This is a genomic window from Bailinhaonella thermotolerans (assembly GCF_003594875.1).
Lineage (GTDB): Bacteria > Actinomycetota > Actinomycetes > Streptosporangiales > Streptosporangiaceae > Bailinhaonella > Bailinhaonella thermotolerans.
On sequence record NZ_QZEY01000001.1, the window covers coordinates 235,960 to 257,070 of the forward strand.

21 protein-coding genes are annotated in these 21,111 nt (G+C 75.1%); 18 read left to right on the plus strand and 3 right to left on the minus strand.

All coding sequences use genetic code 11. From position 1 onward, the window contains the following. Positions 1 to 5 precede the first annotated feature (5 nt). The 9 genes from D5H75_RS01080 (at position 6) to D5H75_RS01120 (ending at position 10,463) form a co-directional block, all read left to right on the plus strand. Entirely contained in the window at positions 6 to 518 is a 513-nt protein-coding gene (locus tag D5H75_RS01080) for a hypothetical protein (RefSeq protein WP_119924410.1), read from the plus strand. Beyond that, on the plus strand, positions 515 to 904 hold the full coding sequence (locus D5H75_RS01085; protein WP_147425027.1) for a hypothetical protein: 390 nt from the start codon (positions 515 to 517) through the stop codon (positions 902 to 904). Before D5H75_RS01080 ends, D5H75_RS01085 begins: the two co-directional genes overlap by 4 nt. Then, on the plus strand, positions 892 to 2,655 hold the full coding sequence (locus D5H75_RS01090) for a hypothetical protein (protein ID WP_147425028.1): 1,764 nt from the start codon (positions 892 to 894) through the stop codon (positions 2,653 to 2,655). The genes D5H75_RS01085 and D5H75_RS01090 overlap by 13 nt, the downstream gene beginning before the upstream one ends. Further along, positions 2,655 to 2,987 (plus strand): hypothetical protein, encoded by a 333-nt coding sequence (locus D5H75_RS01095; RefSeq protein WP_119924413.1) that lies wholly within the window; start codon positions 2,655 to 2,657, stop codon positions 2,985 to 2,987. Before D5H75_RS01090 ends, D5H75_RS01095 begins: the two co-directional genes overlap by 1 nt. Then, positions 2,984 to 3,406, plus strand: a complete 423-nt coding sequence (locus tag D5H75_RS01100) for a hypothetical protein (RefSeq protein ID WP_119924414.1) — start codon at positions 2,984 to 2,986, stop codon at positions 3,404 to 3,406. The genes D5H75_RS01095 and D5H75_RS01100 overlap by 4 nt, the downstream gene beginning before the upstream one ends. Next, entirely contained in the window at positions 3,406 to 4,716 is a 1,311-nt protein-coding gene (locus D5H75_RS01105; RefSeq protein ID WP_119924415.1) for a baseplate J/gp47 family protein, read from the plus strand. The genes D5H75_RS01100 and D5H75_RS01105 overlap by 1 nt, the downstream gene beginning before the upstream one ends. Next, complete coding sequence (locus tag D5H75_RS01110; RefSeq protein ID WP_119924416.1) at positions 4,713 to 8,678, plus strand: LamG-like jellyroll fold domain-containing protein; 3,966 nt, start codon at positions 4,713 to 4,715, stop codon at positions 8,676 to 8,678. The genes D5H75_RS01105 and D5H75_RS01110 overlap by 4 nt, the downstream gene beginning before the upstream one ends. A gap of 43 nt (positions 8,679 to 8,721) precedes the next feature. After that, on the plus strand, positions 8,722 to 9,321 hold the full coding sequence (locus tag D5H75_RS01115; RefSeq protein WP_119924417.1) for a hypothetical protein: 600 nt from the start codon (positions 8,722 to 8,724) through the stop codon (positions 9,319 to 9,321). 77 nt (positions 9,322 to 9,398) lie between these two features. Continuing rightward, positions 9,399 to 10,463 carry a hypothetical protein gene (locus D5H75_RS01120; protein WP_119924418.1) on the plus strand — a complete coding sequence of 355 codons (1,065 nt, stop codon included), beginning with the start codon at positions 9,399 to 9,401 and terminating at the stop codon, positions 10,461 to 10,463. 83 nt (positions 10,464 to 10,546) lie between these two features. Here D5H75_RS01120 and D5H75_RS01125 read toward each other — a convergent pair whose 3' ends face one another. Together D5H75_RS01125 and D5H75_RS01130 are read right to left on the minus strand one after the other, a co-directional pair. Beyond that, positions 10,547 to 11,209 carry a response regulator gene (locus D5H75_RS01125; protein WP_119924419.1) on the minus strand — a complete coding sequence of 221 codons (663 nt, stop codon included), beginning with the start codon at positions 11,207 to 11,209 and terminating at the stop codon, positions 10,547 to 10,549. Further along, positions 11,206 to 12,324: a sensor histidine kinase gene (locus D5H75_RS01130; protein ID WP_119924420.1), complete on the minus strand. Its 1,119-nt coding sequence runs from the start codon at positions 12,322 to 12,324 to the stop codon at positions 11,206 to 11,208. Before D5H75_RS01130 ends, D5H75_RS01125 begins: the two co-directional genes overlap by 4 nt. Before the next feature lie 236 nt (positions 12,325 to 12,560). Between D5H75_RS01130 and D5H75_RS01135 the strand changes: the two genes are divergently transcribed. Both D5H75_RS01135 and D5H75_RS01145 read left to right on the plus strand, forming a co-directional pair. Then, on the plus strand, positions 12,561 to 12,995 hold the full coding sequence (locus D5H75_RS01135) for a DUF6223 family protein (RefSeq protein WP_119924421.1): 435 nt from the start codon (positions 12,561 to 12,563) through the stop codon (positions 12,993 to 12,995). Between the two features lie 264 nt (positions 12,996 to 13,259). Next, on the plus strand, positions 13,260 to 14,333 hold the full coding sequence (locus D5H75_RS01145; RefSeq protein ID WP_202637711.1) for a CE1 family esterase: 1,074 nt from the start codon (positions 13,260 to 13,262) through the stop codon (positions 14,331 to 14,333). A gap of 111 nt (positions 14,334 to 14,444) precedes the next feature. On the opposite strand, the gene D5H75_RS01150 is transcribed toward D5H75_RS01145, so the two are convergent. Beyond that, a complete protein-coding gene (locus tag D5H75_RS01150; RefSeq protein WP_202637712.1) occupies positions 14,445 to 14,903 on the minus strand; it encodes a cupin domain-containing protein in 459 nt (152 codons plus the stop codon). Between the two features lie 227 nt (positions 14,904 to 15,130). Here D5H75_RS01150 and D5H75_RS01155 point away from each other — a divergent pair, with 227 nt between their 5' ends. The 7 genes from D5H75_RS01155 to D5H75_RS01185 all read left to right on the plus strand — a co-directional run bounded on the left by D5H75_RS01155 (position 15,131) and on the right by D5H75_RS01185 (position 21,094). Continuing rightward, positions 15,131 to 16,114 (plus strand): BtrH N-terminal domain-containing protein, encoded by a 984-nt coding sequence (locus D5H75_RS01155; protein ID WP_119924425.1) that lies wholly within the window; start codon positions 15,131 to 15,133, stop codon positions 16,112 to 16,114. A gap of 101 nt (positions 16,115 to 16,215) precedes the next feature. Continuing rightward, positions 16,216 to 16,689, plus strand: coding sequence for a MarR family winged helix-turn-helix transcriptional regulator (locus D5H75_RS01160; RefSeq protein ID WP_119924426.1), 474 nt, complete (start codon positions 16,216 to 16,218; stop codon positions 16,687 to 16,689). Beyond that, positions 16,686 to 17,900 carry an epoxide hydrolase family protein gene (locus tag D5H75_RS01165; protein ID WP_119924427.1) on the plus strand — a complete coding sequence of 405 codons (1,215 nt, stop codon included), beginning with the start codon at positions 16,686 to 16,688 and terminating at the stop codon, positions 17,898 to 17,900. The genes D5H75_RS01160 and D5H75_RS01165 overlap by 4 nt, the downstream gene beginning before the upstream one ends. Before the next feature lie 64 nt (positions 17,901 to 17,964). Continuing rightward, on the plus strand, positions 17,965 to 19,188 hold the full coding sequence (locus D5H75_RS01170) for a serine hydrolase domain-containing protein (RefSeq protein WP_119924428.1): 1,224 nt from the start codon (positions 17,965 to 17,967) through the stop codon (positions 19,186 to 19,188). A 146-nt stretch (positions 19,189 to 19,334) separates the two neighbouring features. Beyond that, positions 19,335 to 20,213: a right-handed parallel beta-helix repeat-containing protein gene (locus D5H75_RS01175; protein WP_147425029.1), complete on the plus strand. Its 879-nt coding sequence runs from the start codon at positions 19,335 to 19,337 to the stop codon at positions 20,211 to 20,213. 102 nt (positions 20,214 to 20,315) lie between these two features. Then, positions 20,316 to 20,657, plus strand: a complete 342-nt coding sequence (locus D5H75_RS01180) for a hypothetical protein (protein ID WP_202637713.1) — start codon at positions 20,316 to 20,318, stop codon at positions 20,655 to 20,657. After that, positions 20,654 to 21,094 (plus strand): MerR family transcriptional regulator, encoded by a 441-nt coding sequence (locus D5H75_RS01185; RefSeq protein ID WP_119924430.1) that lies wholly within the window; start codon positions 20,654 to 20,656, stop codon positions 21,092 to 21,094. Before D5H75_RS01180 ends, D5H75_RS01185 begins: the two co-directional genes overlap by 4 nt. The last annotated feature ends 17 nt before the right edge of the window (positions 21,095 to 21,111 follow it).

Below are 21,111 nucleotides of genomic sequence, written 5' to 3' on the forward strand. Positions count from 1 at the left end.
GGCAGATGGCCGAGCGGAACACGCCGGTGCTGATCGGCACGGTGCCGCTGCTGTACGTGCAGAGTCTCAGCATCACCGAGGGCTATCAGATCGAGCGGATCGCGGGCAGCCGCTTCTCGCAGGCGATCGCGCCGACCACCAAGACCATCGCGATCGAGGCGCTGCTGCCGGGTCCCGGCCGGCTGCTGGTCAAGAAGCAACTGGAGGCGCTGGCCCTGGTGTCCCGGGTGCTGGTGGCGGCGGCCGCCCCGCTGCTCGCGGTGACCGGGATCCCGGTGGTGTGCGGGCTGACCGTGAGCCTGGACATGCAGATCACCGACCTGCGGTTCACCCAGTCGGTCAACCGGCGCGAGACGCTGGACGCGAGCCTGACCCTGCGGCACGTGCCGCGGTCCAGCGTGACCGCGGCCCTCGGGGAGGCGGCCGACCTCGCCCTGGCCGCCGGGACGGCCCTGTCCGCCGGGACGCCGCCGGCCGCGCCCGTGCCGCGCGTGGCGACCGCGCCGCTGGCCGGGTGAGCGCCGTGGCCCCCGACCTCACCCGCTACCTGCGGCTGCCCGTCGACGCCGACGACGGCTTCCCGCAGTCCTTCCGGCTCGCCCTGGGCGCCGCCACCTACACCGTCGCGCTCACCGTGACCGTGGTCGAGGAGGAACGGCTGCGCGGCGGGCGGCCGCTGGTGCTGCCCGAGGACGGCGCGTTCATGGTGGCGAGCGTCACCCGCGAGTCGCCGGGCGCGCCCGAGGTGGTGCTGCGCCGCAAGCTCGTGCCGTACCTGGAGCTGGAGGCCGCCGAGCTCTCCCTGGTCTTCCTGTCGATGGTCGTCGATCCGCGCAATCTGGGCGCCGCCGGGGCGTACGGATCCGAGGTGCGGGCGGGGGTGGCGGTGCGATGGGCTTTGTGATCTGGTTCCAGCTCCAGGTGGAGAAGGCCGGTCCGGGCGGCCTGCTGCCGCTGCGGGTGTCCAACGATGTCTTCAGCGGGGAGTACGTCCTGGACGCCGACATCAGGGTGGACCTGGTGGCCGGGGCGGCGGCCAGCACCTTCAGCGCGAAGCTGACCAACCTGCCGGCCGAGGTCACCGAGACCCTCAAGACCCGGCACGCCGACGCCCTGATGGGCCGGGATCCGGTGGGGGTCTCGCTCGCCCTCGGCTACTTCGACGACCCGGGCGGCCGCTCGGACGCGGTGGTGCGCGGCGTGCTCACCGGCCTGCGCACCAGCGTCACCGCGGGCGGGGACCTGGTGACCGAGCTGCGCGGCGTGGAGGCCGCGGGCTACCGGCTGCTGCGTACGGCGGTGCGCGAGGGGCGTCCCGGCGGCCGATCGCTGACCGCTTCGGTGCGGGCGGTCGCCGCGGCGGCGAGCAAGGGCGGCCCGATCACCGTCACGGCCTCGGCCGACGGCCTGCCCGAGGCGAGGAACTTCAGCCTGCGGGCGGGCGACGGGCTGCAGGCGCTGCGGCAGATCGCCCAGGTCGCGCAGGCGCCGCTGGTGATCGGCGACGGGGTGATCCGGATGGGCGCGGCCGCCGACGCGGGCACGCCGCTGCGGTTCACGGCGGCGGACAACATCGTGTCGCTCGACCACGTCCAGGAGGATCCCGAGGACCTGGTCCCGGCCCCCGCGCCGGCCGACGGAGGGGGCGGCGCGCTGGGGGCCGCCGCCGGCGCCGTGGCCGCCGCGGCCGGGGTGCGGCTGCCCGGCGGTTCCGGCAAGGCCCGCACGAGCCTGGAGCTGACCGTGCTCGGAGATCCGGCGGTCCGTCCCGGGCGCACCGCCGTCGTGGTGCCCGACGACCCGCGGGACGCCCCGCCGGGGCGGCTCCGGGTCGAGCGGGTCAGGCACCTGTTCCACAGCCGCCGCGGCTACACCTGCGAGGTGCTGCTGGTCGTCGCCGATCCGGGCCGGCGGGCGCCCCGCAGCACCGGGGCCGAGGGCGTGGGCAGGCGGATGCGCGACCTCGTGGAGTCGGTGCGCGGCGAGAATCCGGCGATCGACGTCGGCGAGGTGGCCAAGTACGGGGCGGGCGGGCACCTCGCCGACCTGCACTACGGTCAGTCGCCCGCCGCCGATGTGGTCGCGCCGAGCGTGGAGGCGGAGGTCGACCGGGAGCCGCGGCTGCACGAGAGGCCGCTGGCGTCGCCGTTCGCGTTCCACCGCTGCGGCCTGATGGTGCCGGTGTTCCCCGGCATGCGGGCGGTCCTCGCGCACAACCGGGGCCTGGTCAACGACGCCGTGGTCACCGGCTTCCTGTGGCCGGACCAGCCGGAGCACACGCCGCCCAGGAACCGGCCCGGCGACTGGTGGCTGTGCCTTCCCACCGGGCTCGACCCGAAGGGCCTGCCCACCGGCAAGGGCGTCAACGACCTCACCGACGCGGCCGGCCGGCGGGTCGTGCAGGCCAGGGGGCTGCGGATCGCCGTGGGGGACAAGCTCCTGCCCGACGTCGGAGAGCGCCCCCAGGTGCCCGACGCCCTCGCCGGGAAGCTCCTCATCGAGCACGACAGCGGCACGACCGTGACCGTCGCCACCGACGGGGCGGTCACCGTGGACGCCGGCGGCAGGCCGCTGACGCTCAAGAGCGGCCCGGCCTCGATCACCCTCGCCGACGGGAAGATCACCCTGCGCGGCACCGCGGTGGAGGTGGCCTGATGCCGGCCGTGCTGACCACCGGCGCCTCGATCGGCTGCGGCCACGGCGGCACCGTGCGGCTCCAGCCGGGGCAGCGCACGGCCCTCGTCGCGGGCGCGGCGGTGCTGGCCCGGGGCGACCTGGAGGGGAAGCCGATCACGAACTGCGGCCAGACGGGACCGGGCTTCGTGCCCTGCACCCTCGTCGCCTCGGTCACCGGGGGCGCCTCGGTGACGCTCCGCGTCGGGGGCCGTCCGGCGCTCCTCGCGACCGTGACCGGCCTGACCAACGGCAACCCGCCCGGCGTCCTGACCGTGCTGGACCCCGGCCAGACGTCTCTGAGCGCGACATGAACGACGATCAGGAGGACCACATGGCGACCCCCACGGGCCTCGGGCACAGCCTGGAGCTGCGGGACGGCGACCTCGTCTTCGAGGACGGGCGGCCGGCGCGGATCAGCGGGCTGCCCAATCTGGCGCAGGCCCTGACCCTGCGCGTCCTGACCCCGCTGGGCGGCGACCGGTTCGCCACCACCTACGGCCTCGACGTCAGGGACGTCTTCACGCGGGCCGCGAGCGTGCGTCAGGCGCAGGACCTGCTGCGGCTCAGCCTGGTCCGCACCCTGGCCACCGACCGGAGGGTGCGCGAGATCCGCGACATCGCCGTACTCGATCCGCCGCCGGGCGCCGGGCGCCGCCTCTGGCGCTTCGAGGTGACCATCGTGGCCGCCGACGGCGGTCAGCACACCCTCCCGTTCGGGGTGGAGGTCTGATGGCCGAGTACGGCGTCACCGCCTCGGGATTCGTCCGCAAGGAGTTCGGCACGCTGCTGGCCGAGGCCGCCGCCCGCGCCCGGGCGGCCTTCGGCCCGGACGTCGACCTGTCGGAGACCAGCCCCCTCATGAAGATCATCCAGGTCACCAGCGCCGAGCACGCGCGGCAGTGGCGCAGGCTGGAGGACCTCTACTACGCGGGCTTCCAGTCCACCGCGTCCGGCCAGGACCTGGACCGGCTCGGCGAGGACGTCGGCGTACCGCGCGCCCACCTCCACGCCTCGGGAGAGGTGACCATCACGGTCCGCGATCCGGCGCCGGACCGGGAGTACGTGCTCCCCGAGGGCACGGTCCTGGTCACGGCGGCCCCGGTGCGCGCCTTCCACACCACGGCGCCCGTACGGCTCAGCGCACTCGCGGACACCGCCACGGTGGGCGCGCGGGCGTTCGCCGCGGGCGCGGACGGCAACGCCCTCCCCGGCGAGCTGGTCGGGATCGACCCGGACTACCAGGCCCACTACCTGAACGTCGCCCCGCCGACGTCCTTCGCCGTCGCCAACCGGGAGTTCACCGGCGGCGAGCGCCGGGAGGACGACGAGACCTACCGGGGCCGGCTGCTCGGCCGTTCCCGCACCATGTGGACCCCGGAGGCCGTGCGCCAGGCCGCCCTGTCCGTGCCGGGCGTGATCGACGTGCTGCTGTCCGATCCGCTCGGCGGGGTCGACGTCTCGCAGGGGTACTTCGGCGCGTTCCCGTTCGACCAGCGGCTGTTCAGCGACGAGCGGCGCCTCGGCGAGCCGTACTTCTTCAGCGTCGTGGTCGCCCACGACTTCTACCTGCCGTGGCGGACCGAGCCCCCGGGCCTGGTCACCGGCCTGTTCGAGCGGGTCACCGAGGCCATCGGCCGGGTCCGGCCGGTCGGCATCCATCCGCAGGTGGTGGAGGCCGACCACATCGAGGTCGGCCTCCGGGCCCGGCTGGTCACGCTGCCGGGATACGACGCCCAGGTGCTGGCCGGGACGCTCACCGAGCGGCTCGCGGCCGAGCTCGGCACCCTCACGCTGGGCGGCGACGTGCTGTTCAGTCGGGTCATGCGCACGCTGATGGAGCAGCCGGGGATCGGCGACGTGCAGGATCTGCGGTTGCGGCGCTGCCCGCCGGCCTTCGGCCGGATCACGCTCGGCACGGTCCCGTTCGCCGCCGACGTCGTCGAGGCCGGGCCGGGCGAGAACCTCGCCATGGGGCCCACGGAGATCGCGGTGTTCTCCGTCGACTCGGTCCTGCTCGACCTGGAGGTCGCGTCCCGATGACGGCCTCGCTCGCCCGGATGACCGGCGACCTCACCGTCCCCTTCGCCCGCGGCGCCGACACCCTGGAGCTGACCCTCAAGGCGTCCGGCGGGGGCGCGGAGGTCATGCCCCACGACTTCGCCGAGCATCAGGCCCGGTTCGGCGCGCGGCCCGTGCCGACGTACGTCCTGACGGCGGTGGCGGACGTGCGGGCCGCGACCACGCTCACCGTCGGCTACGAGGTCCCGCCGTCCGCGGACGCCCGCGCGGTGACGGTGGAGGTCCCGGCCGGCACCGTGTCCGGGACGTCCTTCGCCCTCGTGCTGCCGCCCGAGCACGCGGCCCATGCCGTGCTGCGCTCGGTGAGCGGCGCGCCGGCGGCCGGGCCGGCGCCGGAGACGTGGCGGCTGACCGCGCTGCTCGGCAACCTCGCCCGGCTGCTGTGGGTGGCCGGGGCGGAGGCGGACGTGCTGGACCGGTACGGGGCCGACATCCGCCGGGCCGTGCGGTGCAGCGAGCGGGCGTCCGGGACCACGCTGGACCGGATCGGGTACGACCTCGGTGTCGCGCGCTTCCCGGGCAGGCCGTACGGGCACGAGGACGGCACCCTCGCGCTGTACCACCTGGACGACGCCCAGGGCGCCCCGGTGCGGGACCTGTGGCCGCTGTACCTGGGCGGCGGCGCCGGTCACGACGGCGTCGCGGGCGCCGGGGTGCTCGCGGGCGCCCCCGGCCGGTTCGGCGGCGGCATGCGCCTGGCCGCCCCCGGCGCCGAGATCCTCGTGCCGCACGCCCCGGCGCTGTCCACCGGCGCCGGCGCGAGCCTCACCGCCGAGTGCTTCGTCAAACCCGACCCGTCCACCGGCGAGGGCGCGCTGCTGTCCAAGCACGCCGACCCGTCCGACCCCGCGCGGCCCGGCTGGGCCCTGAGCGTCGGCGAGTTCGGCCGGGGGATCGCCCGCAACGTGCGGCTGCGGATCGGCGACGGCACGGCCTCGCGCGACCTGTACGCCGACCGGAGCCTGCCCACGGCCCGTTTCACGCACGTCGCCGCGGTGGTGGACCGGCCCGCCCGGCAGGTGCGGCTGCTCCTCGACGGCGAGACGGTGGCGCGCGCCTCGCTCTCCGCCGACCCCCCGCTCAAGGGGCCGCTCGCCAACACCGAGCCCTTCCGGATCGGGCGCGCGGGCGCCGATCCCGCGCACGCCTTCGCCGGGATCGTCGACGAGGTGCGCCTGTCGGCGGCCCCGCGCACCGCCTTCCACCCGGCGCTGGGCGAGTCCGACGCGTCGTACCGGGCGCGGCTGCGCATCTTCCGCCGCTGGGCGCTGCCGACCAGGCTCGGGGTGCAGTCCCTGCTGAACGAGGTGGTCGGGCCGGTGCGGGTGATCGGGCGGCCCGACCCCGTCGCCGACCCGTTCGTGGTGACCGACGCCGACGCGGCGCTCCTGCAGTCCGCCCACCTGCTGACCGTGCGGCCCGTGGAGGTGCCCGCCGGATCCACGATCGACGACACGGGCCGCAGGGGGCTCGCCGAGGCCGACGTCCTCACCGAGCCCGACGAGTCCTTCGCGCCGGCGCTGCTGGTCGCCTTCGACGACCCGCGGGCCGACTTCGACGCCCCCTCGGGCGGGGCGAACCCCCGGCTCATGCGGGTCGGCACCCGCGGGGCGCTGCGGGGACTGCTCGACGCGCTCGGGGCCGCCGGGGTCGCCGGACGGCTGCGGGTGCGGGGCGGCTACGACCCGGCCGCGCCGGACTCGCGGGCCGCCGGCCGCGCGCTGGTGCTGACCCACTCCGCGCTGGCGCCGGAGCGGCTCGCGGCCCAGGCCGTCCTGGCGGGCTTCGCCTTCGTCGCGCACCGGCCCGGGCAGGCCGGCGAACCCGGGCAGGTGTACGCCGCGGTGCGCTCCACCGCCTCCTTCGAGATCGTCGGCGGGGCCGGCGGCACGGCCACCCCCGAGAACGGCTTCGACCTGCTCACCGGGCAGTCCCTCGCGCTGCGGCTGGAACCGGCGCCGCCGCCCGGGGCCGAGGTGCGCTGGTCGCTGGTGCCGTGCGGGCCGGGGCGGGCGTCCGCCGCCGGGAGCGTGGACCGCCGCGACGTGCTGATCCGCGCCGAGCTGCCCGGCCGGGTGACCGCCGAGGCGCAGGTCCGCGACCGCGGGCGCGCGTTCCGCGCGTCGCGTCCGCTGCGGATCGGCCTCGCCGAGCTCGCCGCGGGCGAATCGATCGCCGCGTCCGGCCGGCTCCGCCCGCCCGCGCCCGGCCCGCTGCGCGCCGACGAGCGCGTCCACCCCGTGTACCTGGTCGACGCCCCGGGCCGGTACGCCCGCCCGGCGGGCGGCCCACCGGAGACCCGCCGCGTCCACCCGGCCCTGGCCGCCCGGCTGGAGGCGCTCGCCGCGCTGCTCCCGCCGGGCGATCCGCAGCTCCTCGCCGCCTGGGACCCCGGCGCCGCCGGGCCCGCCGCGGCCGGTCGCGCGGTGACGCTGGCGCGGGGCACCTCGACGGCCTCGCTCGCCCGCCTCGGCGCGCTGGCCCACGCCGCCGGGTTCAGCCGGGTCGCCAACGACGGGTCCGCGCTGTCGCTGTTCCAGGAATCCGGGCCGGCCGCCCCGGTGCGGGGCCCGGCCACGGTGGACGAGGGCGGAGCGGCCGTCGTCCAGATCGCCCGGGCCGCGCCCCGGGCCGTCACGCTCGCGGCCGGCCTGGTGTGGACGGTCAACGGCGGCACCGGCAGCGTCTCGGCGCTCGACCCGGCCACCGGCGCCGTGGCCGCCTGCGTCAAGGCCGGTCTGGAACCGGGGGCGATCGCGGCCGCGCCGGACGGCGCCCGGCTGGTGGTCGCCGACACCGGGGACACCACGCTCACCGTGATCACCACCGGCGACCGGGCGGTCGCCGGGCGGATCGCCCTGCCGGCCGCGCCCGCCGACGTGGCCCACCACCCGTCGGCCGCACGCGCCTACGCGGGGCTGCGCTCCGGCGCGCTCGTCGAGGTCGATCCCGTGGCACGGACCGTGACCCGCTCGCTCGACCTCGGCTCGCCCGTGATCGCGGTGCGCTGCGAGCCCGGCGGCGCCCGCCTGTGGGCCGCGACCGCCGACGGCCGGCTGCGCGCGGTCGCCCTGCCGGGCTTCACCGCCGCCCAGACGGTCACCCTGGCCGGCGCCCCGCGCGGTCTGGCCGTGGGGAGCGCCCGCGCCTATGTCACCGTGCCCGGCGCGCTCCAGGTCGTCGGCCTCGCGACCGCGTCGGTCCAGGCCACCTTCACCGACGCCGGGGGCGCGCCGTCCGCGCTCGCCCTCGACCCCGCCGGCGCCCTGCTGTACGTCGTGGACCCGGCCGGCGGGCGGGTGCACCTGCGCAGGGCCGACGGGAGCGGGCACGCCCTGCCCGGGCTGCCCGCCTCGGTGTCGCTGCCAGGGGCCGCCGCCGTCGCCGCGGACGCCGTACGCGGGTACGTCGCCGCGAGCGCGGACGCGGGTGACGGCGTCGACGTGCTGGACGCGGGCGGCGGCGGCGCGCTGCTCGCCTCCTGGCCGCTCGGCACCGGCCTGGGCGAACGGCTGGTGTGGTCGACACGGGTGACCGGCGGGGCGCGGGCCGAGCTGACGGCGGCGACCCGGCCGCGGACGACGGTGCTCGGCGTGCGGGCGGGGCCCGTGCAGGTCCGGGCCGCCCTGCGGCACACCGGCGCCACGCCGCCGTACACCTTCCGGGTGGAGCCGTCCGAGACCCTGCGGGCCATCGAGGCCGCGGGCGGCCGGTTCGTGGTCGCCAAGGACCAGTACGACCTGGCGATGAACGTGCTCAACCATCTGTGCCCGGTCGGCGTGGAGATCGACACGGGCAGCGTCCGGGCGCATGTGCTGGAGCTGGCGAGCGGTCTGCTCGACGCGTTCCCGCCGTACGTCTACCCCGACTTCCGCGCCCGGGGCCCGCGCCCGCCCGGCTGGACGTACGGGCTCGACCAGTGACCACACCCCTGTTGACCGATGACGTCCCGAGGAGGGGACCACGATGAGCGTGAACTACACACCCGCCTTCCGGCACAAGGACTGGATCGACAACGTCGACCGGGTCCGGGCGGCCGGCGACAACGGCTTCAACGCCCGCTTCCACGCGCTGGAGGCCGAGTTCGCCACGCTGTCCCAGGTCATCGCCAAGGTGAACGAAGCCCTCCAGCTCCCCGCGCCCCGGCCGGTGAAGTTCACCCTGACGCCCGCCCTGATCACGCTGACGGATCCGTGGGAGCACGTGTCCGGCGCGGTGTCGAAGCCGATCGGCTCCAGCGCCGCCAGCGGCATGATGTCGCTCTCCCTGCCCCACCGGGCGACCATCACCGAGCTGCGGGCCTGCGGGCGCAAGAAGGGCGGGAACCTGTTCGTCAACGTCTACCGGCAGAACCTCGCCGCGGGCTCGGCGCAGGAGCTCATCGTCGGGCTGACGCTGGGCAACGGCCCGTTCGACACCTCCAACGCGGTGACGAGCGGGGACAGGGCCAAGGTCGACAACGACAACTACCGCTACTACCTGACCGCCGAGCTCGACAGCGCGCCGACCGGTCCCGACAGCGCGGTCCAGCTCACCTGCTTCCAGCTCACGTGCCTCACCCCCTGATCCGCTTCCAGATCGGGCACGTCATCCCCTCACCCGTATTCGGCTCACTCGCCCACATGTCCTGAAAGGAGCTCACCATGCCCAAGGAGCCCGGAAACCTCTACGTCAAGTACGCCGACGGCGACGACGGCACCGACGTCATCCCGGCCGGGGCCGCGTTCTGGGCCTCGCCCTCGATCTGGCTCACCGACACCGCCGGCAACAGCATCCCCTCCGCCCAGGTCGGGGTGGACAACTGGGTGCACGTGCGGGTGGACAGCACGAGCACCGAGCCGTACACCGGCGTCAAGGTGCAGACCTGGGTATGCGACTACACCGCGGGGTTCATCGGGCCCGACGCGGCGCAGTCCAGCTCCGGCGGGGCCAACGGCCGCACGGCCACCGTCGGCACGGCGGTGACCAAGTCCTCGCCCGGCACGATGCACGTGGTGTGGCGCCCGACCAACGCGGACCTGATCAACGGCCCGAACCCCCGCGAGGGGCACCTGTGCGTCGGGGCGAACGTCTACGTCGAGAGCCCGCCCGGCCCGGAGGGCGCGCGGCTGACCGGCGGGCGGCTCGATGTGATCAACAACCGCCACCACGGCTGGAAGAACGTCACCGTCATCACCAAGACGCTGCGGCTGGCCCCGTTCGCCTTCCGGCTGGCCAACCCGGGGGCGGAGCCGGACGAGTTCAGGGTCCGGGCCCGCGAACTCGACCGGGGCGAGTGCCTCGGCCGCCTGGAGCGGGAACACCTCCTCATGCGGGACTTCGTCGACCTGGTCGACGGGGAGCCCAGGCCCGACCCCGTGCCCGCGCTGTGCCAGACGGAGCCGCTCGAGCGGACCTGGCTGGCCCAGGGCGGCCGCCTGGTCCTGCGCAACATGCCTGAGCCCGCGGAGCTGCGCCCCGCCGAGCACGACGCCGAGTTCACCATCCGCACCGTGAACCCGGCATGCGAGGAGCGCGAGCAGTGCGGCGATCCCACCCGGGTGCGGATCAGGCCCGGGGAGCTGACGCCGGTCGTGTTCGTCCTGGAGTGCGACGGCGACCCGGGCGAGGTGCACACCATCGACATCACCCAGCGGACCGGTGAGGGCGCGGTGATCGGCGGGGCACGGCTGATCGCCGTCCACGTCCCGGACTGGCACTGCCGTTGACCGCCCGCCGGGCGCGCCGCGGGATCCGCGGCGACCACGGTGGTCCACCCCGTCGTACGCCAGGGAGGGCGTCCGGCGGGGTGTCAGGGGCCGGGCGGGGTCACGAGGCCGGACTCGTAGGCGAGGACGACGAGCTGGGCGCGGTCGCGGGCGCGGAGTTTGGCCATGGCGCGGTTGACGTGGGTCTTGGCGGTCATGGGGGTGATCAGCATGCGGTCGGCGATCTGGTCGTTGGACAGGCCCCGCGCGACCAGGGCCACGGCCTCGCGTTCGCGGTTGGTCAGCTCCTCCAGCGCGGCGGGAGAGCCGGTGGTGAGCGGCTGGGTGACGAACCTGTGGATCAGGCGGCGGGTGATCGACGGCGCGAGCAGGGCGTCGCCCCGCGCGGCGACGCGCACGGCGTGCAGGAAGTCCTCCGGCTGGATGTCCTTGACCAGGAATCCGGCCGCGCCGGCGCGCAGCGCGTCGAAGACGTACTCGTCCAGGCCGTAGTTGGTCAGGATGACGACGCGCACCCCGGCCAGGGCGGGGTCGGCGGCGATGCGGCGCGTCGCCTCGATGCCGTCCATCACCGGCATCTGGACGTCGATGAGCGCGATGTCGGGCCGGTGCTCCCTGGCCAGGGCCAGGCCCTCGCGCCCGTCGGCGGCCTCGGCCACCACCTCGATGCCGTCCTCGGCGTCGAGCAGCGCGCGGAACCCGCTGCGGATGAGCGGCTGGTCGTCCACCAGCAGGACGCGGATCACGGCGCGGGCTCCAGGGGGAGTTCGGCCCGCACGGAGAATCCGCCCTCCCCGCGCGGCGCCGCGTGCAGGCGCCCGCCGAGGGCGGTGACGCGCTCGCGCATCCCGAGCAGGCCGACGCCGTGGCCGGGGGTCGTGCCCGGCGCGGCCGTGCCGTCGTCGTCGACCCGGATGACCAGCGAGCCGGGCCGGTAGTCGATGCGGACCGACGCGGCGGTGGCGGCGGCGTGGCGGGCGACGTTGGTCAGCGACTCCTGGACGATCCGGTACGCCGTCCGGTCCACGGCGGCCGGGACGTCGCGCCGGGGGCCCTCGATCGTCAGGTCGGCGTCGAGGCCGGCGGTACGGGCGCGTTCCACCAGTTCCGGGACGTGGTCGAGGCCGTGGGGCGGGCTCTGGCCGTCCTGCCGCAGCGCCTCCAGGGTCGCGCGCAGCTCCCGGGCGGCCTCCCGGCCCGCCTCGCGGATGGCCAGCAGCGCCTCGGGCACCTGCTCGCCGCGCCGCCGGGCCAGGTGGACGGCGACCTCGGCCTGCACCTTGATGACGGAGATCTGGTGGGTGAGCGAGTCGTGCAGTTCCCGCGCGATGTGCAGGCGCTCCTCGTCGGCGCGGCGGCGCGCGGTCTCCTCCCGGGTGCGCTCGGCCTCGTCCGCCCGCCGTTCGGCCTGGCGGAGGGCTTCGCCGGCCGCGCCCGCGGCGACCAGCCAGGCGATCTCCAGCGCGCCCCGGGACCGGGCGAGCGCGTCGCCCGGGGACAGGCCCTGGGGCGGCGCGAGGGCCGCGAGCGGGAGTGCCACCAGCATGATCACCGATCCGGCGACGGCGGCGGCGCGATGGCCCGCGCGCACCGCGGCGTACACCGCGAACAGGTACGCGACGACGGGCACGTCGAACCCCGCCACCTGGTATCCGACGGCGCACGCGCCGGTCACGGCCAGCACGGCGACCGGCGCCCGGCGGCGGGCGGCCAGCGCCAGGCCGCCGGCGGCCAGCAGCGCGTACCCCAGCGGGGCCGCGCCCGCGGCCGGGCGGTCCCCAGAGAGCCCGGCGGCCAGCAGCGCCGCCGCCACGCCCACGGCGATCGCCCAGTCCGCGGCGCCGCTCCATCCCCTCCTCATGCCGGAACCCTAGCCGGACGTCCCGGGCGGCCGGATCCGGCGCCCGGCTGATCCGCCGTCTACCGCGGACGCGGTACCTCCGCGGCTCCTACCGCGTCCGCGGCAGCCCGCTACGGCGCCGGCGGCACCGCCGATCGCCCCCGTGGGGCGGACGACCCGGGGCAGGCCCGCGGGACAGGATCGGCGGCATCGGCTCGCCGGAGAAGACCGGCTCACCGGAGCAGAAGGAGAACCCCATGTCCACCCGTCGCCTGCCCGCCGTCGTCGTGTCCGCCCTGGCCGGAGGGATCGCGCTGGCCGCGCCGGCGGCCGCGCACGCCTCGGCCGCGTACGCCGCGGCCGCGCCGGCCGCCGACGCCTACACGCTGAGCGCCGGCCGCCTCGCCGCCATCGTGGGCGCGCTGCTCGCGCTGACCGGCCTGGTCAGCGGCGGCCTGGCCCTCGCCCGCTCCACCGGCCGCCTCGGCTCGGGCCCGGGCCGCCGGGGCGCCTTCACCGCCCTGGCCGCCGGCCTGGGGGGCGCCGTCATCGGCGGCCTGGTGATCGTCACCGCCGACGGCGGCCTCGGCACCGGCAACGGCCTGGGCGGCGGCGTCGTCTCCCTCCTGATGGGCCTGACCGCCATGGCCCTCGGCCGCCTGGTCCTCCTCCGCGCGCGCCGCACCGGCTGACCCGCCCGCCCCTCGTCCCGGACGTACGGCTCGCACCCGCCCGCCCACGGGCGCGGGCGCTTCGGGGGCGGCGGGGCTTGAGGCGGGCGGTGATCACTCCTGGTCACCGGGAGGAAATACGCGGGAAGGCAGATGTGGCGGGGCCGGGCGGGTTCGTAGCGTGAGGGGATTCGCTTCGGGGGCGTTCGGGCGGATTGAACGGCACGCACCGTCCGCAAGCCGGCGTTCCGCGGTCGCGGCCCGCCGAGGAGTTGAGGAAGGTCCATGCGAAAATCCCTGTCCTTCACCCGCGTGGCGACGGGAGTCTGCGCCCTCGCCCTCGTGCTCTCCGGTCCGATGGCCACCGCGCGAGCCGACGCCTCACCCGGCGCCGACCCGGCCCCGGGCGGCTCCGCCCCGGCGACGAGCGCCTCGGCACAGGCGACCAGCACCGCCCCGGCGACCAGCGCCGCCCCGGCGCCGGGCTCCGTCCCCGCGCCGGGCGGCTCGGTGCCCGTGGAGAACAACGGGCCCGTTCCGCCCGATCAGCCCGCCGCGGCCACCCCGGATCCGCTGGACGTGACGCTCGCCGAGCCGGCCGCCGCCTGCTCGACGCAGCCCACCGGGGGCGATCTCGCCGTCTCGCGCCCGATGCCGGGCGGCCGGTTCTACCGCGTCTACGTCCCGCCCGGCCTCACGGGCCCCGCGCCCCTGCTGGTCGCGGTGCACGGCGGCGCGGGCACCCCGGTCAGCCACGAGAAGATGACCGGCTGGTCGGCGTTCGCCAAGCAGAAGAAGTTCATCGTGGTCTACCCGCGCGGCACGACCCCGGCCCCGCCCGGCTGGGCGTGGTGGTCGTGGCCTGCCGCCGACGACATCGAGTACCTGCGCAACGTGGTCAGGAACGTCGCCGGGACCTGGTGCGTCAACCCCCGCCGCGTCCACATGGAGGGGCACTCCATGGGCGGCATGATGACCGGGCGGATGGCGTGCGCCGCGCGGAACATGTTCGCCTCGTTCGGCGTCTACGACGGCCAGTGGCCGCTGCTGGCCTGGGACTGCCCGGCGGGGCGGCCCGTGTCGTTCGCGTTCTTCGCGGGCAGCGAGGCCAAGAGCGACGCCCACGTCGCCACCCGTGACCACCGCGACCTGTGGCGCCCGCGCGACTCCTGTCCCCCGCAGCCGGTCGGCGAGGCCCGGCCCGCGGGCGTCCTGGTCGCCCAGCGCTGGGAGTGCGCCGCCGGCACCCGGATCCTGTGGCGCGTCTACGACGCCGGCCACGGCTGGCCCCAGGGCGCCCTCGACGACGACATCCGCAACCGGATGTGGAGCTTCTTCATGGCCAACCCGCTCCCCTGACCCCTCTCGCGCACCCGGCCGCCGCGCCCGTGCCGTACGGCTCCCGCCCCGCGGGCGATGCCGTACGGCACGGGCGCGCCGCGCCGGCTCGGGAGGAGGGGCCGGGGCGGCTCAGCGCTCGGCGGGGTGGAAGTCGTAGGGCTTGGAGTCGTACACGTAGTAGACGCAGTCGGCGCCCGGGGCGCACTTGCCCCAGTGCACCGCCTTCGACGGGTAGTACAGGTAGTCACCGGCGCCGACCCGGTACGTCTTGCGCCCCTCCACGTGCCACAGCATGACCCCGGAGACCCCGACGACGTGCTCGGGGCTGGTGTGCCAGTGCGGCGAGAAGGGCGTGCCGGCCTTGAGCGTGAACACGGCCTCCGACGCTCCGGTCTTCGGGTCGCCCTTCAACTGGACGAACGTGCATCCGGCCAGCCCCTCGCACGGTGAACCCTTCTCCTTGTGGGAGTGGTAGATCACCGGGTCCGAGCCCCGGCCCGGCTTGGTCTCGGCGAGCGAACTCCCCGCCCCGCCGAGCGTCACGGCCAGCGAAGCGGCCAGCCCGGCCAGGATCAGCTTCTTGAGCATTGCCCCACCTCCTGTGGCGAAATCCCGAATACGGACCACGGTCCGCATATGTCCGCGAAGTTACCGGACCGCAGTCCGGTTGGTCAACCGGCTGGACTCTCCCTCCGTGGGAGGCCCCACGCTGTTCCCCGGAGGCGGGCCGGGGCGGCCCGGTCGCCGTGGCGGGACCGGGGCCGCGCGGCGGGCCGCCGTACGGGATGATCGGCCGGTTGCGAGGAGAGGGACGGATGGCGATCGTCGAGGGCGTCGAGCCGCGCGGGACGCACCACTGCGAGACCACGGCGCTGGGGGTGCTGCTGCGGCATGAGGGGCTCGACCTGTCCGAGCCCATGCTGTTCGGGCTGGGGTCGGGGCTGTCGTTCGTCTACTGGGACGGCAGGGGGATGCCGCTCCCCTTCCTCGGCGGGCGCGTCAAGCCGTTCGAGCTCACCAGGAACCTGGCCGCCAGGCTGGGGCTGACCCTGGACGTCGCGGAGACCGCCTCGGCGCGCAAGGCGTGGGAGAACGCGGCCGCCGCCGTCGACGCGGGGCGCCCGGTCGGGCTCCAGCTCGACTGCTACCACCTGGAGTACTTCCAGACCAGGGTGCACTTCGGCGGGCACGTCGTGGCCATGTACGGCTACGACGAGCACGACGCCTACCTGGTGGACACCGGGCCGCAGGGCGGGGCGGTGCGCACCAGCCGGGCCGCCCTGGCGAAGGCGCGGGCCGAGCGCGGCCCGATGACCGCGAGGAACCGCTCCTTCACCCTCACCCTGGCCGGGCGCCCGCCCCGCTGGCGGGAGCGGATCGTCCCCGCCATCAGGGACTGCGCCGAGGCCTTCCTGTCCGCCCCCATCGCGAACCTGGGGCACCGCGGCATCGCCAAGGCCGCCCGGCTGCTGCCCGGCCGGCTGGAGCGCGCCGCCGACCCGCGGCGGGACCTGCCGCGGGCCGCCCTCCTGATGGAGAGGGCCGGGACCGGCGGCTCCCTGTTCCGCGCGCTCTACCGCGACTTCCTAGCCGAATCCGCCCAGGTGACCGGCCACGCGGGCCTGCGCGCCGCCCACGCCCTGTACGCCGAGGCCGCCACCCTGTGGGCCGGCGTGGCCGCCCTGATCGCCGAGGCCGGGGAGAGCGGGGACCCGGCCCCTCTCAAGCGGGCGGCCGCCCTCCTCGGGGACCTCTCCCGCATCGAGGGGGACGCCATGGAGTCGCTGCGGCGGCTGTAGGCAGGGCCGGAGTGGACAGGGCGCTTAAGTTCCTTATATAAGTTGCTTATGCAGATGCGACGCGTTCGAGCACGGGCCGGGCGCGGGGACCGGTCCGCGCGATGACCGAGCCCCGGCCCCGGCCTCAGGCGGGCGAGGTGAGCGTCGCCGAGCTCACCTCGACGCTGGAGGAGTTCACCCGGATGTTCATCCGGCTGCCGAAGGTGCAGCGGCTGAGCTTCACGACCCTGTCCGTGCTGCACACCCTGGCCGGTCGAGGCCCCCAGCGGCTCACCGCGCTCGCCGCCGGCGAGCAGGTCTCGCAGCCGGCCATCACCCAGATGGTGACCAAGCTGCAGCACGAGGGCCTGGTGGAACGCCGCCCCGACCCCTCCGACAGCCGCGCGGTGCTCGTCCACATCACCCCGGCCGGCCGGGCCATCGTGGAGGGACGCCGCGCCGACCGCATCGCGCATCTCACGGAACTCACTGGCCGCCTCACCCCGGAGGAGTGGGCCCCCATCGTGGCCGCCCTGCCGGCCCTGCGGCGCCTGGTGGAGCTCGACCGGCAACTGGAACAGGAGAAGCGATCATGACGGCCCCGGAGCCGGCCCCCATCCACGTCCCCGACGAAGTGCTGGCCGACCTGCGGCGGCGCCTGGAGCTGACCCGCTGGCCCGACGACGCCGGCAACGAGGACGGCTACTACGGCGTCCGCCGCGCCTACCTCCAGGAACTCGTGGAGTACTGGCGCGACGGCTACGACTGGCGCGCGGCCGAGGCCGCGATCAACGCCTACGAGCACTACCGCGTCGAGATCGACGGCGTGCCGATCCACTTCATGCGCAGGCCCGGGAACGGTCCCGCCCCGACGCCGCTCATCCTCACGCACGGCTGGCCGTGGACGTTCTGGCACTGGTCCAAGGTCGTCGAGCCGCTGGCCGACCCGGGGGCCCACGGCGGCGACCCGGCCGAGGCGTTCGAGGTGATCGTCCCCTCCTTCCCCGGGTTCGGCTTCTCCAGCCCGCTCCGCGGGCGCCCGGACATGAACTTCTGGAAGGTCGCCGACCTGTGGCACACCCTCATGACCGAGGTCCTGGGGTTCGAGAGGTACGGCGCGGCGGGCTGCGACGTGGGCGCCCTGGTCACCGGCCAGCTCGGCCACAAGTACGCCGGCGAGCTGCACGCCGTCCACATCGGCTCGGGCCAGAAGCTCACCATGTTCAACGGCGAGCGGGCCTGGGACTTCGCCGGCGGCCGGCCCATCCCCGACGGCCTTCCCGCCGACGTCCACGCCCGGATCGTCGAGCTGGACCGGCGCTTCGCCGTCCACCTGGCCGCGCACATGCTCGCCCCGAGCACGCTCTCCTACGGGCTGACCGACTCCCCCGCCGGGATGCTGGCCTGGATCCTGGAGCGCTGGATGAAGTGGAGCGACAACGGCGGCGACATCGAGACCGTCTTCACCAAGGACGACCTGCTCACCCACGCCATGATCTTCTGGGTCACCAACTCGATCGGCACCTCGATCCGCACCTACGCCAACAACAACCGCTACCCTTGGACCCCGTCCCATCCCCGCCGGCCGGCCGTCGAGGCGCCCACCGGCATCACCTTCGTCGGCCACGAGAACCCTCCCGGGGTCACCACCGACCGCCGCGTCGAGGACTTCCTCGCCACCGACCGGGCGTCCTGGTACAACCTGGTCAACCTCACCGCCCACGACCACGGGGGCCACTTCATCCCCTGGGAGATCCCCGCCGAGTGGGTCGACGACCTGCGCCGCACCTTCCGGGGCCGCCGCTAGCCCGGAAAGGCCGGCCCCGCCCGGCCCGCTCCCCATCAGAACCGAAGGACGACGGAGGTTGTCGATGAGTGCGATGTCCCTGACGTGCGACCCCGTGGAGGTGGGGTTCGATCCGGCCCGGCTGGCCAGGATCGACGGCTACTTCGCGAAAGGCGTGGAGGACGGCCGGTGGCCCGGCTGGCTGATACTGATCAGCAGGAGAGGAGAAATCGCGCACCTGTCGGCCTGTGGTCACCGTGATGTCGCGGCCGGGCTTCCCGTCGAGCCGGACACCCTGTTCCGGATCTACTCCATGTCGAAGCCGGTCACATCGGTGGCGCTGATGACGCTGTACGAGGAGGGACGGCTCCTGCTCACCGACCCGGTGGCCATGTACCTGCCGGAGTTCGCGGACATGCGGGTCTACCAGGGCGGGCCCGCCGCCGCACCGGCCACCCGGCCCGCCGCCGAGCCGATCCGGGTCTGGCACCTGCTCACCCACACGGCGGGCCTGACCTACGAGTTCTACCACGAGAGCGTGGTGGATGAGATGTACCGCGCGGCGGGTCTGGACGGGCCGTACCCGGCCGGCCTGGATCTGGCCGAGTGCGTCCGGCGGTGGGCCGGGCTGCCGCTGTTGTTCGAGCCGGGGTCGCGGTGGAACTATTCGGTCGCCACCGACGTGCTCGGCCGGCTCATCGAGGTCATCTCCGGGATGCCGCTCGACCGGTTCCTCGCCGAACGGATCTTCGCGCCGCTCGGGATGCGCGACTCTGGGTTCGAGCCCGTCGACCCCACCCGCATGGCAACACTGTACGGCCAGGCGCGGGACGGCCAGATGGTGCCGATCCCGCCTCCCCCGGCCCGGCCCGCGCTGCTGTCCGGCGGCCACGGGCTGATCTCGACCGCGGCCGACTACCACCGGTTCACCCAGATGCTTCTGCGTGGCGGGGAGTTCGAGGGGGCCCGCGTCCTCGGCTCGCGCACCGTCGAATACATGACGCGCAACCACCTGCCCGGCGGCGCCGACCTGGAGGAGTTCGGGCGGCCGATCTTCTCGGAGATCTCCAACAGCGGCGTCGGCTTCGGTCTCGGCTTCGCGGTCGTCCAGGACGCCGTCAAGCAGAAGAGTCTGGCCTCCGACGGCGAGTACAACTGGGGCGGCGCGGCCAGCACCATGTTCTGGGTGGACCCGGCTGAGGACCTGACGGTCATCTTCCTCTCCCAGATCATCCCCTCCACCGTCCGCCCCGTCCTCGGCCAACTCCGTCAATTGGTCTACCAGGCCCTGGTCGATCCGCCCCGGTAGCCGGCGGCCCCGGCCGGCGGGTGGGCCGCCGAGGTGATGACGATCCTCGCCGTGTGCGGTTGGGATTGAGGTTTACGCGGACTGGCCGCGTTTCGTGGCGGGCCGGTGCCCGTGTTTACGGGCTCATCGCGGGGTAGGCGACGCGGGTGATCGTGGTATCGGCGAAAAGCGGCAAGGACACCAACGCGGGGACCATGGCCGCCCCGGTGCGGGAGATCGCCCGCGCGGTGCAGTTGGTCGAGGCGGGCGGCACCGTCGTCGTGCTCGACAGCGGGGAATATCAGGACTTCCGGGTGGACAAAAGCCTCTCGGTGATCGCCGAGGGCGTCCACGCGGAGGTCCTCGGGACGTCCGGCTTCTATGAGGGCGCCATCTACGTCGATGCCGGGGCGGCCGGGGTCGTGGCCCTGCGCGGCCTCTCCGTGCGCGGGACGGGCGCGGGCGCCTCCAAGGGCGTCAAGGTGTCCTCGGGAAGGGTGCGGATCGAGCGCTGCACGATCAGCGGCTTCGGCTCGCGGCCCGACGGCGCTCCCACGGCGGGGATCACCGTCTACCGGGGCACGGTCACGGTCGTCGACACGGTCCTCAGGGACAACCGCGCCGCGATCGAGGCGTCCGCCCAGGCGGGCGAGGTGACGCGCGTGTCCCTCGAGCGATGCCGCCTGCACGGGGACGGCGGGAACAACACGAACGGCATCCAGGTGAACGCGAGCACGAGGATGGCGGTCTCCGACAGCCTGGTGACCGACTACGGGATCGGCGTCTATCTGCGGGGGTACACCGGGAGCCCGCGCGCCATGCTGACCCTCACCGGCACGACCGTGGCCAACAACCGCATCGGCGTCTACTCCGACAAGGACGCCCAGGTGGTGATCGCGCGCTCCACCGTGACGCTGAACGACAGCGGCCTGGTCACCCTGAACGGCGGCGTCATCTACACGGCGGGAGACAACGCCGTGCTCGGCAACTTCACGACCGACATCGGCGCCGGCACCGTCTACGCCAAACCCGACCTGAGCATCTGACGGGGGCGGTCGGCGGCCTGCCCGGGCGGACGCGCCGCCTCGCGCCGGGGAACGCGGGGCGGGGTTGCATCCGGTACCGGGGTACGGGTTTAGCGTCGGGGCATGGAGCTTGAGGAGATGACGGGCGGCTGGGCGGCGGGAGCGTGCGCGCTGCCGGCGGCGGAGCGGCCCTCGCGCGAGGCGGAGTTCGACGCGCTGTTCGCCCGGGCGGTGCGCGGAGCCGAGCGGATCGGGCCGGACCGGCTCCGGCTGGATCTCGATCCCGCGCCCGGTACGGCGGGGCGGGCGGCCGAGCTGGTGGCGCGCGAGACCCGGTGCTGCTCGTTCTTCACGTTCGTGCTGACGGCGGGAGCGGGCCGCGTGTCCCTGGAGATCGGCGTCCCCGCCGCGCACACACCGGTGCTGGACGCTCTGGCCGTACGGGCCGCGGGCGGGCCGGCGTGAGCGGGCTCCGCAGCGGGCAGGTCGCCGCCGCGGCGGGGGTGAACCCGCAGACGCTGCGGTACTACGAGCGGCGCGGCCTGCTGCCCTCGCCCGGCCGCACGCCCGGCGGGCATCGGCTCTATCCGGCCGAGACGGTGACCCGGCTCCAGATGATCAAGGCGGCGCAGCGGCTCGGGTTCACGCTGGAGGAGGTGGCCGGGATCCTGGCGGGCGGCGCGCGGCGGCGCGGCGGCCGGCGCGCGGGGTTGCGGGAGCGCACGCGGGCCAAGCTGGGCGACGTCGAGGCCCGGATCGCCGAGCTGTCCGCGATCGCGGAGACACTGCGGCAGGCCCTGGCGGCGGGGTGCGACGACCTGGCCGCCTGCGCCCGCGAGCCGCGCTGCCCGCTGCCGTTCGGCGGCACCCCGGCGGCCGGCCCCGAACCCCCCGCCCGGTAACGCCACGGCCGGGATGC

Excerpts from the sequence above, each read along its gene's own strand:
- D5H75_RS01080 (WP_119924410.1), top strand. The coding sequence starts at position 6 with ATGGCCGAGCGGAACACGCCGGTGCTGATCGGCACGGTGCCGCTGCTG.
- D5H75_RS01090 (WP_147425028.1), top strand. The coding sequence starts at position 892 with ATGGGCTTTGTGATCTGGTTCCAGCTCCAGGTGGAGAAGGCCGGTCCG.
- D5H75_RS01095 (WP_119924413.1), top strand. The coding sequence starts at position 2,655 with ATGCCGGCCGTGCTGACCACCGGCGCCTCGATCGGCTGCGGCCACGGC.
- D5H75_RS01100 (WP_119924414.1), top strand. The coding sequence starts at position 2,984 with ATGAACGACGATCAGGAGGACCACATGGCGACCCCCACGGGCCTCGGG.
- D5H75_RS01105 (WP_119924415.1), top strand. The coding sequence starts at position 3,406 with ATGGCCGAGTACGGCGTCACCGCCTCGGGATTCGTCCGCAAGGAGTTC.
- D5H75_RS01110 (WP_119924416.1), top strand. The coding sequence starts at position 4,713 with ATGACGGCCTCGCTCGCCCGGATGACCGGCGACCTCACCGTCCCCTTC.
- D5H75_RS01115 (WP_119924417.1), top strand. The coding sequence starts at position 8,722 with ATGAGCGTGAACTACACACCCGCCTTCCGGCACAAGGACTGGATCGAC.
- D5H75_RS01120 (WP_119924418.1), top strand. The coding sequence starts at position 9,399 with ATGCCCAAGGAGCCCGGAAACCTCTACGTCAAGTACGCCGACGGCGAC.
- D5H75_RS01130 (WP_119924420.1), bottom strand. The coding sequence starts at position 12,324 with ATGAGGAGGGGATGGAGCGGCGCCGCGGACTGGGCGATCGCCGTGGGC.
- D5H75_RS01135 (WP_119924421.1), top strand. The coding sequence starts at position 12,561 with ATGTCCACCCGTCGCCTGCCCGCCGTCGTCGTGTCCGCCCTGGCCGGA.
- D5H75_RS01145 (WP_202637711.1), top strand. The coding sequence starts at position 13,260 with ATGCGAAAATCCCTGTCCTTCACCCGCGTGGCGACGGGAGTCTGCGCC.
- D5H75_RS01150 (WP_202637712.1), bottom strand. The coding sequence starts at position 14,903 with ATGCTCAAGAAGCTGATCCTGGCCGGGCTGGCCGCTTCGCTGGCCGTG.
- D5H75_RS01155 (WP_119924425.1), top strand. The coding sequence starts at position 15,131 with ATGGCGATCGTCGAGGGCGTCGAGCCGCGCGGGACGCACCACTGCGAG.
- D5H75_RS01160 (WP_119924426.1), top strand. The coding sequence starts at position 16,216 with ATGACCGAGCCCCGGCCCCGGCCTCAGGCGGGCGAGGTGAGCGTCGCC.
- D5H75_RS01165 (WP_119924427.1), top strand. The coding sequence starts at position 16,686 with ATGACGGCCCCGGAGCCGGCCCCCATCCACGTCCCCGACGAAGTGCTG.
- D5H75_RS01170 (WP_119924428.1), top strand. The coding sequence starts at position 17,965 with ATGAGTGCGATGTCCCTGACGTGCGACCCCGTGGAGGTGGGGTTCGAT.
- D5H75_RS01180 (WP_202637713.1), top strand. The coding sequence starts at position 20,316 with ATGGAGCTTGAGGAGATGACGGGCGGCTGGGCGGCGGGAGCGTGCGCG.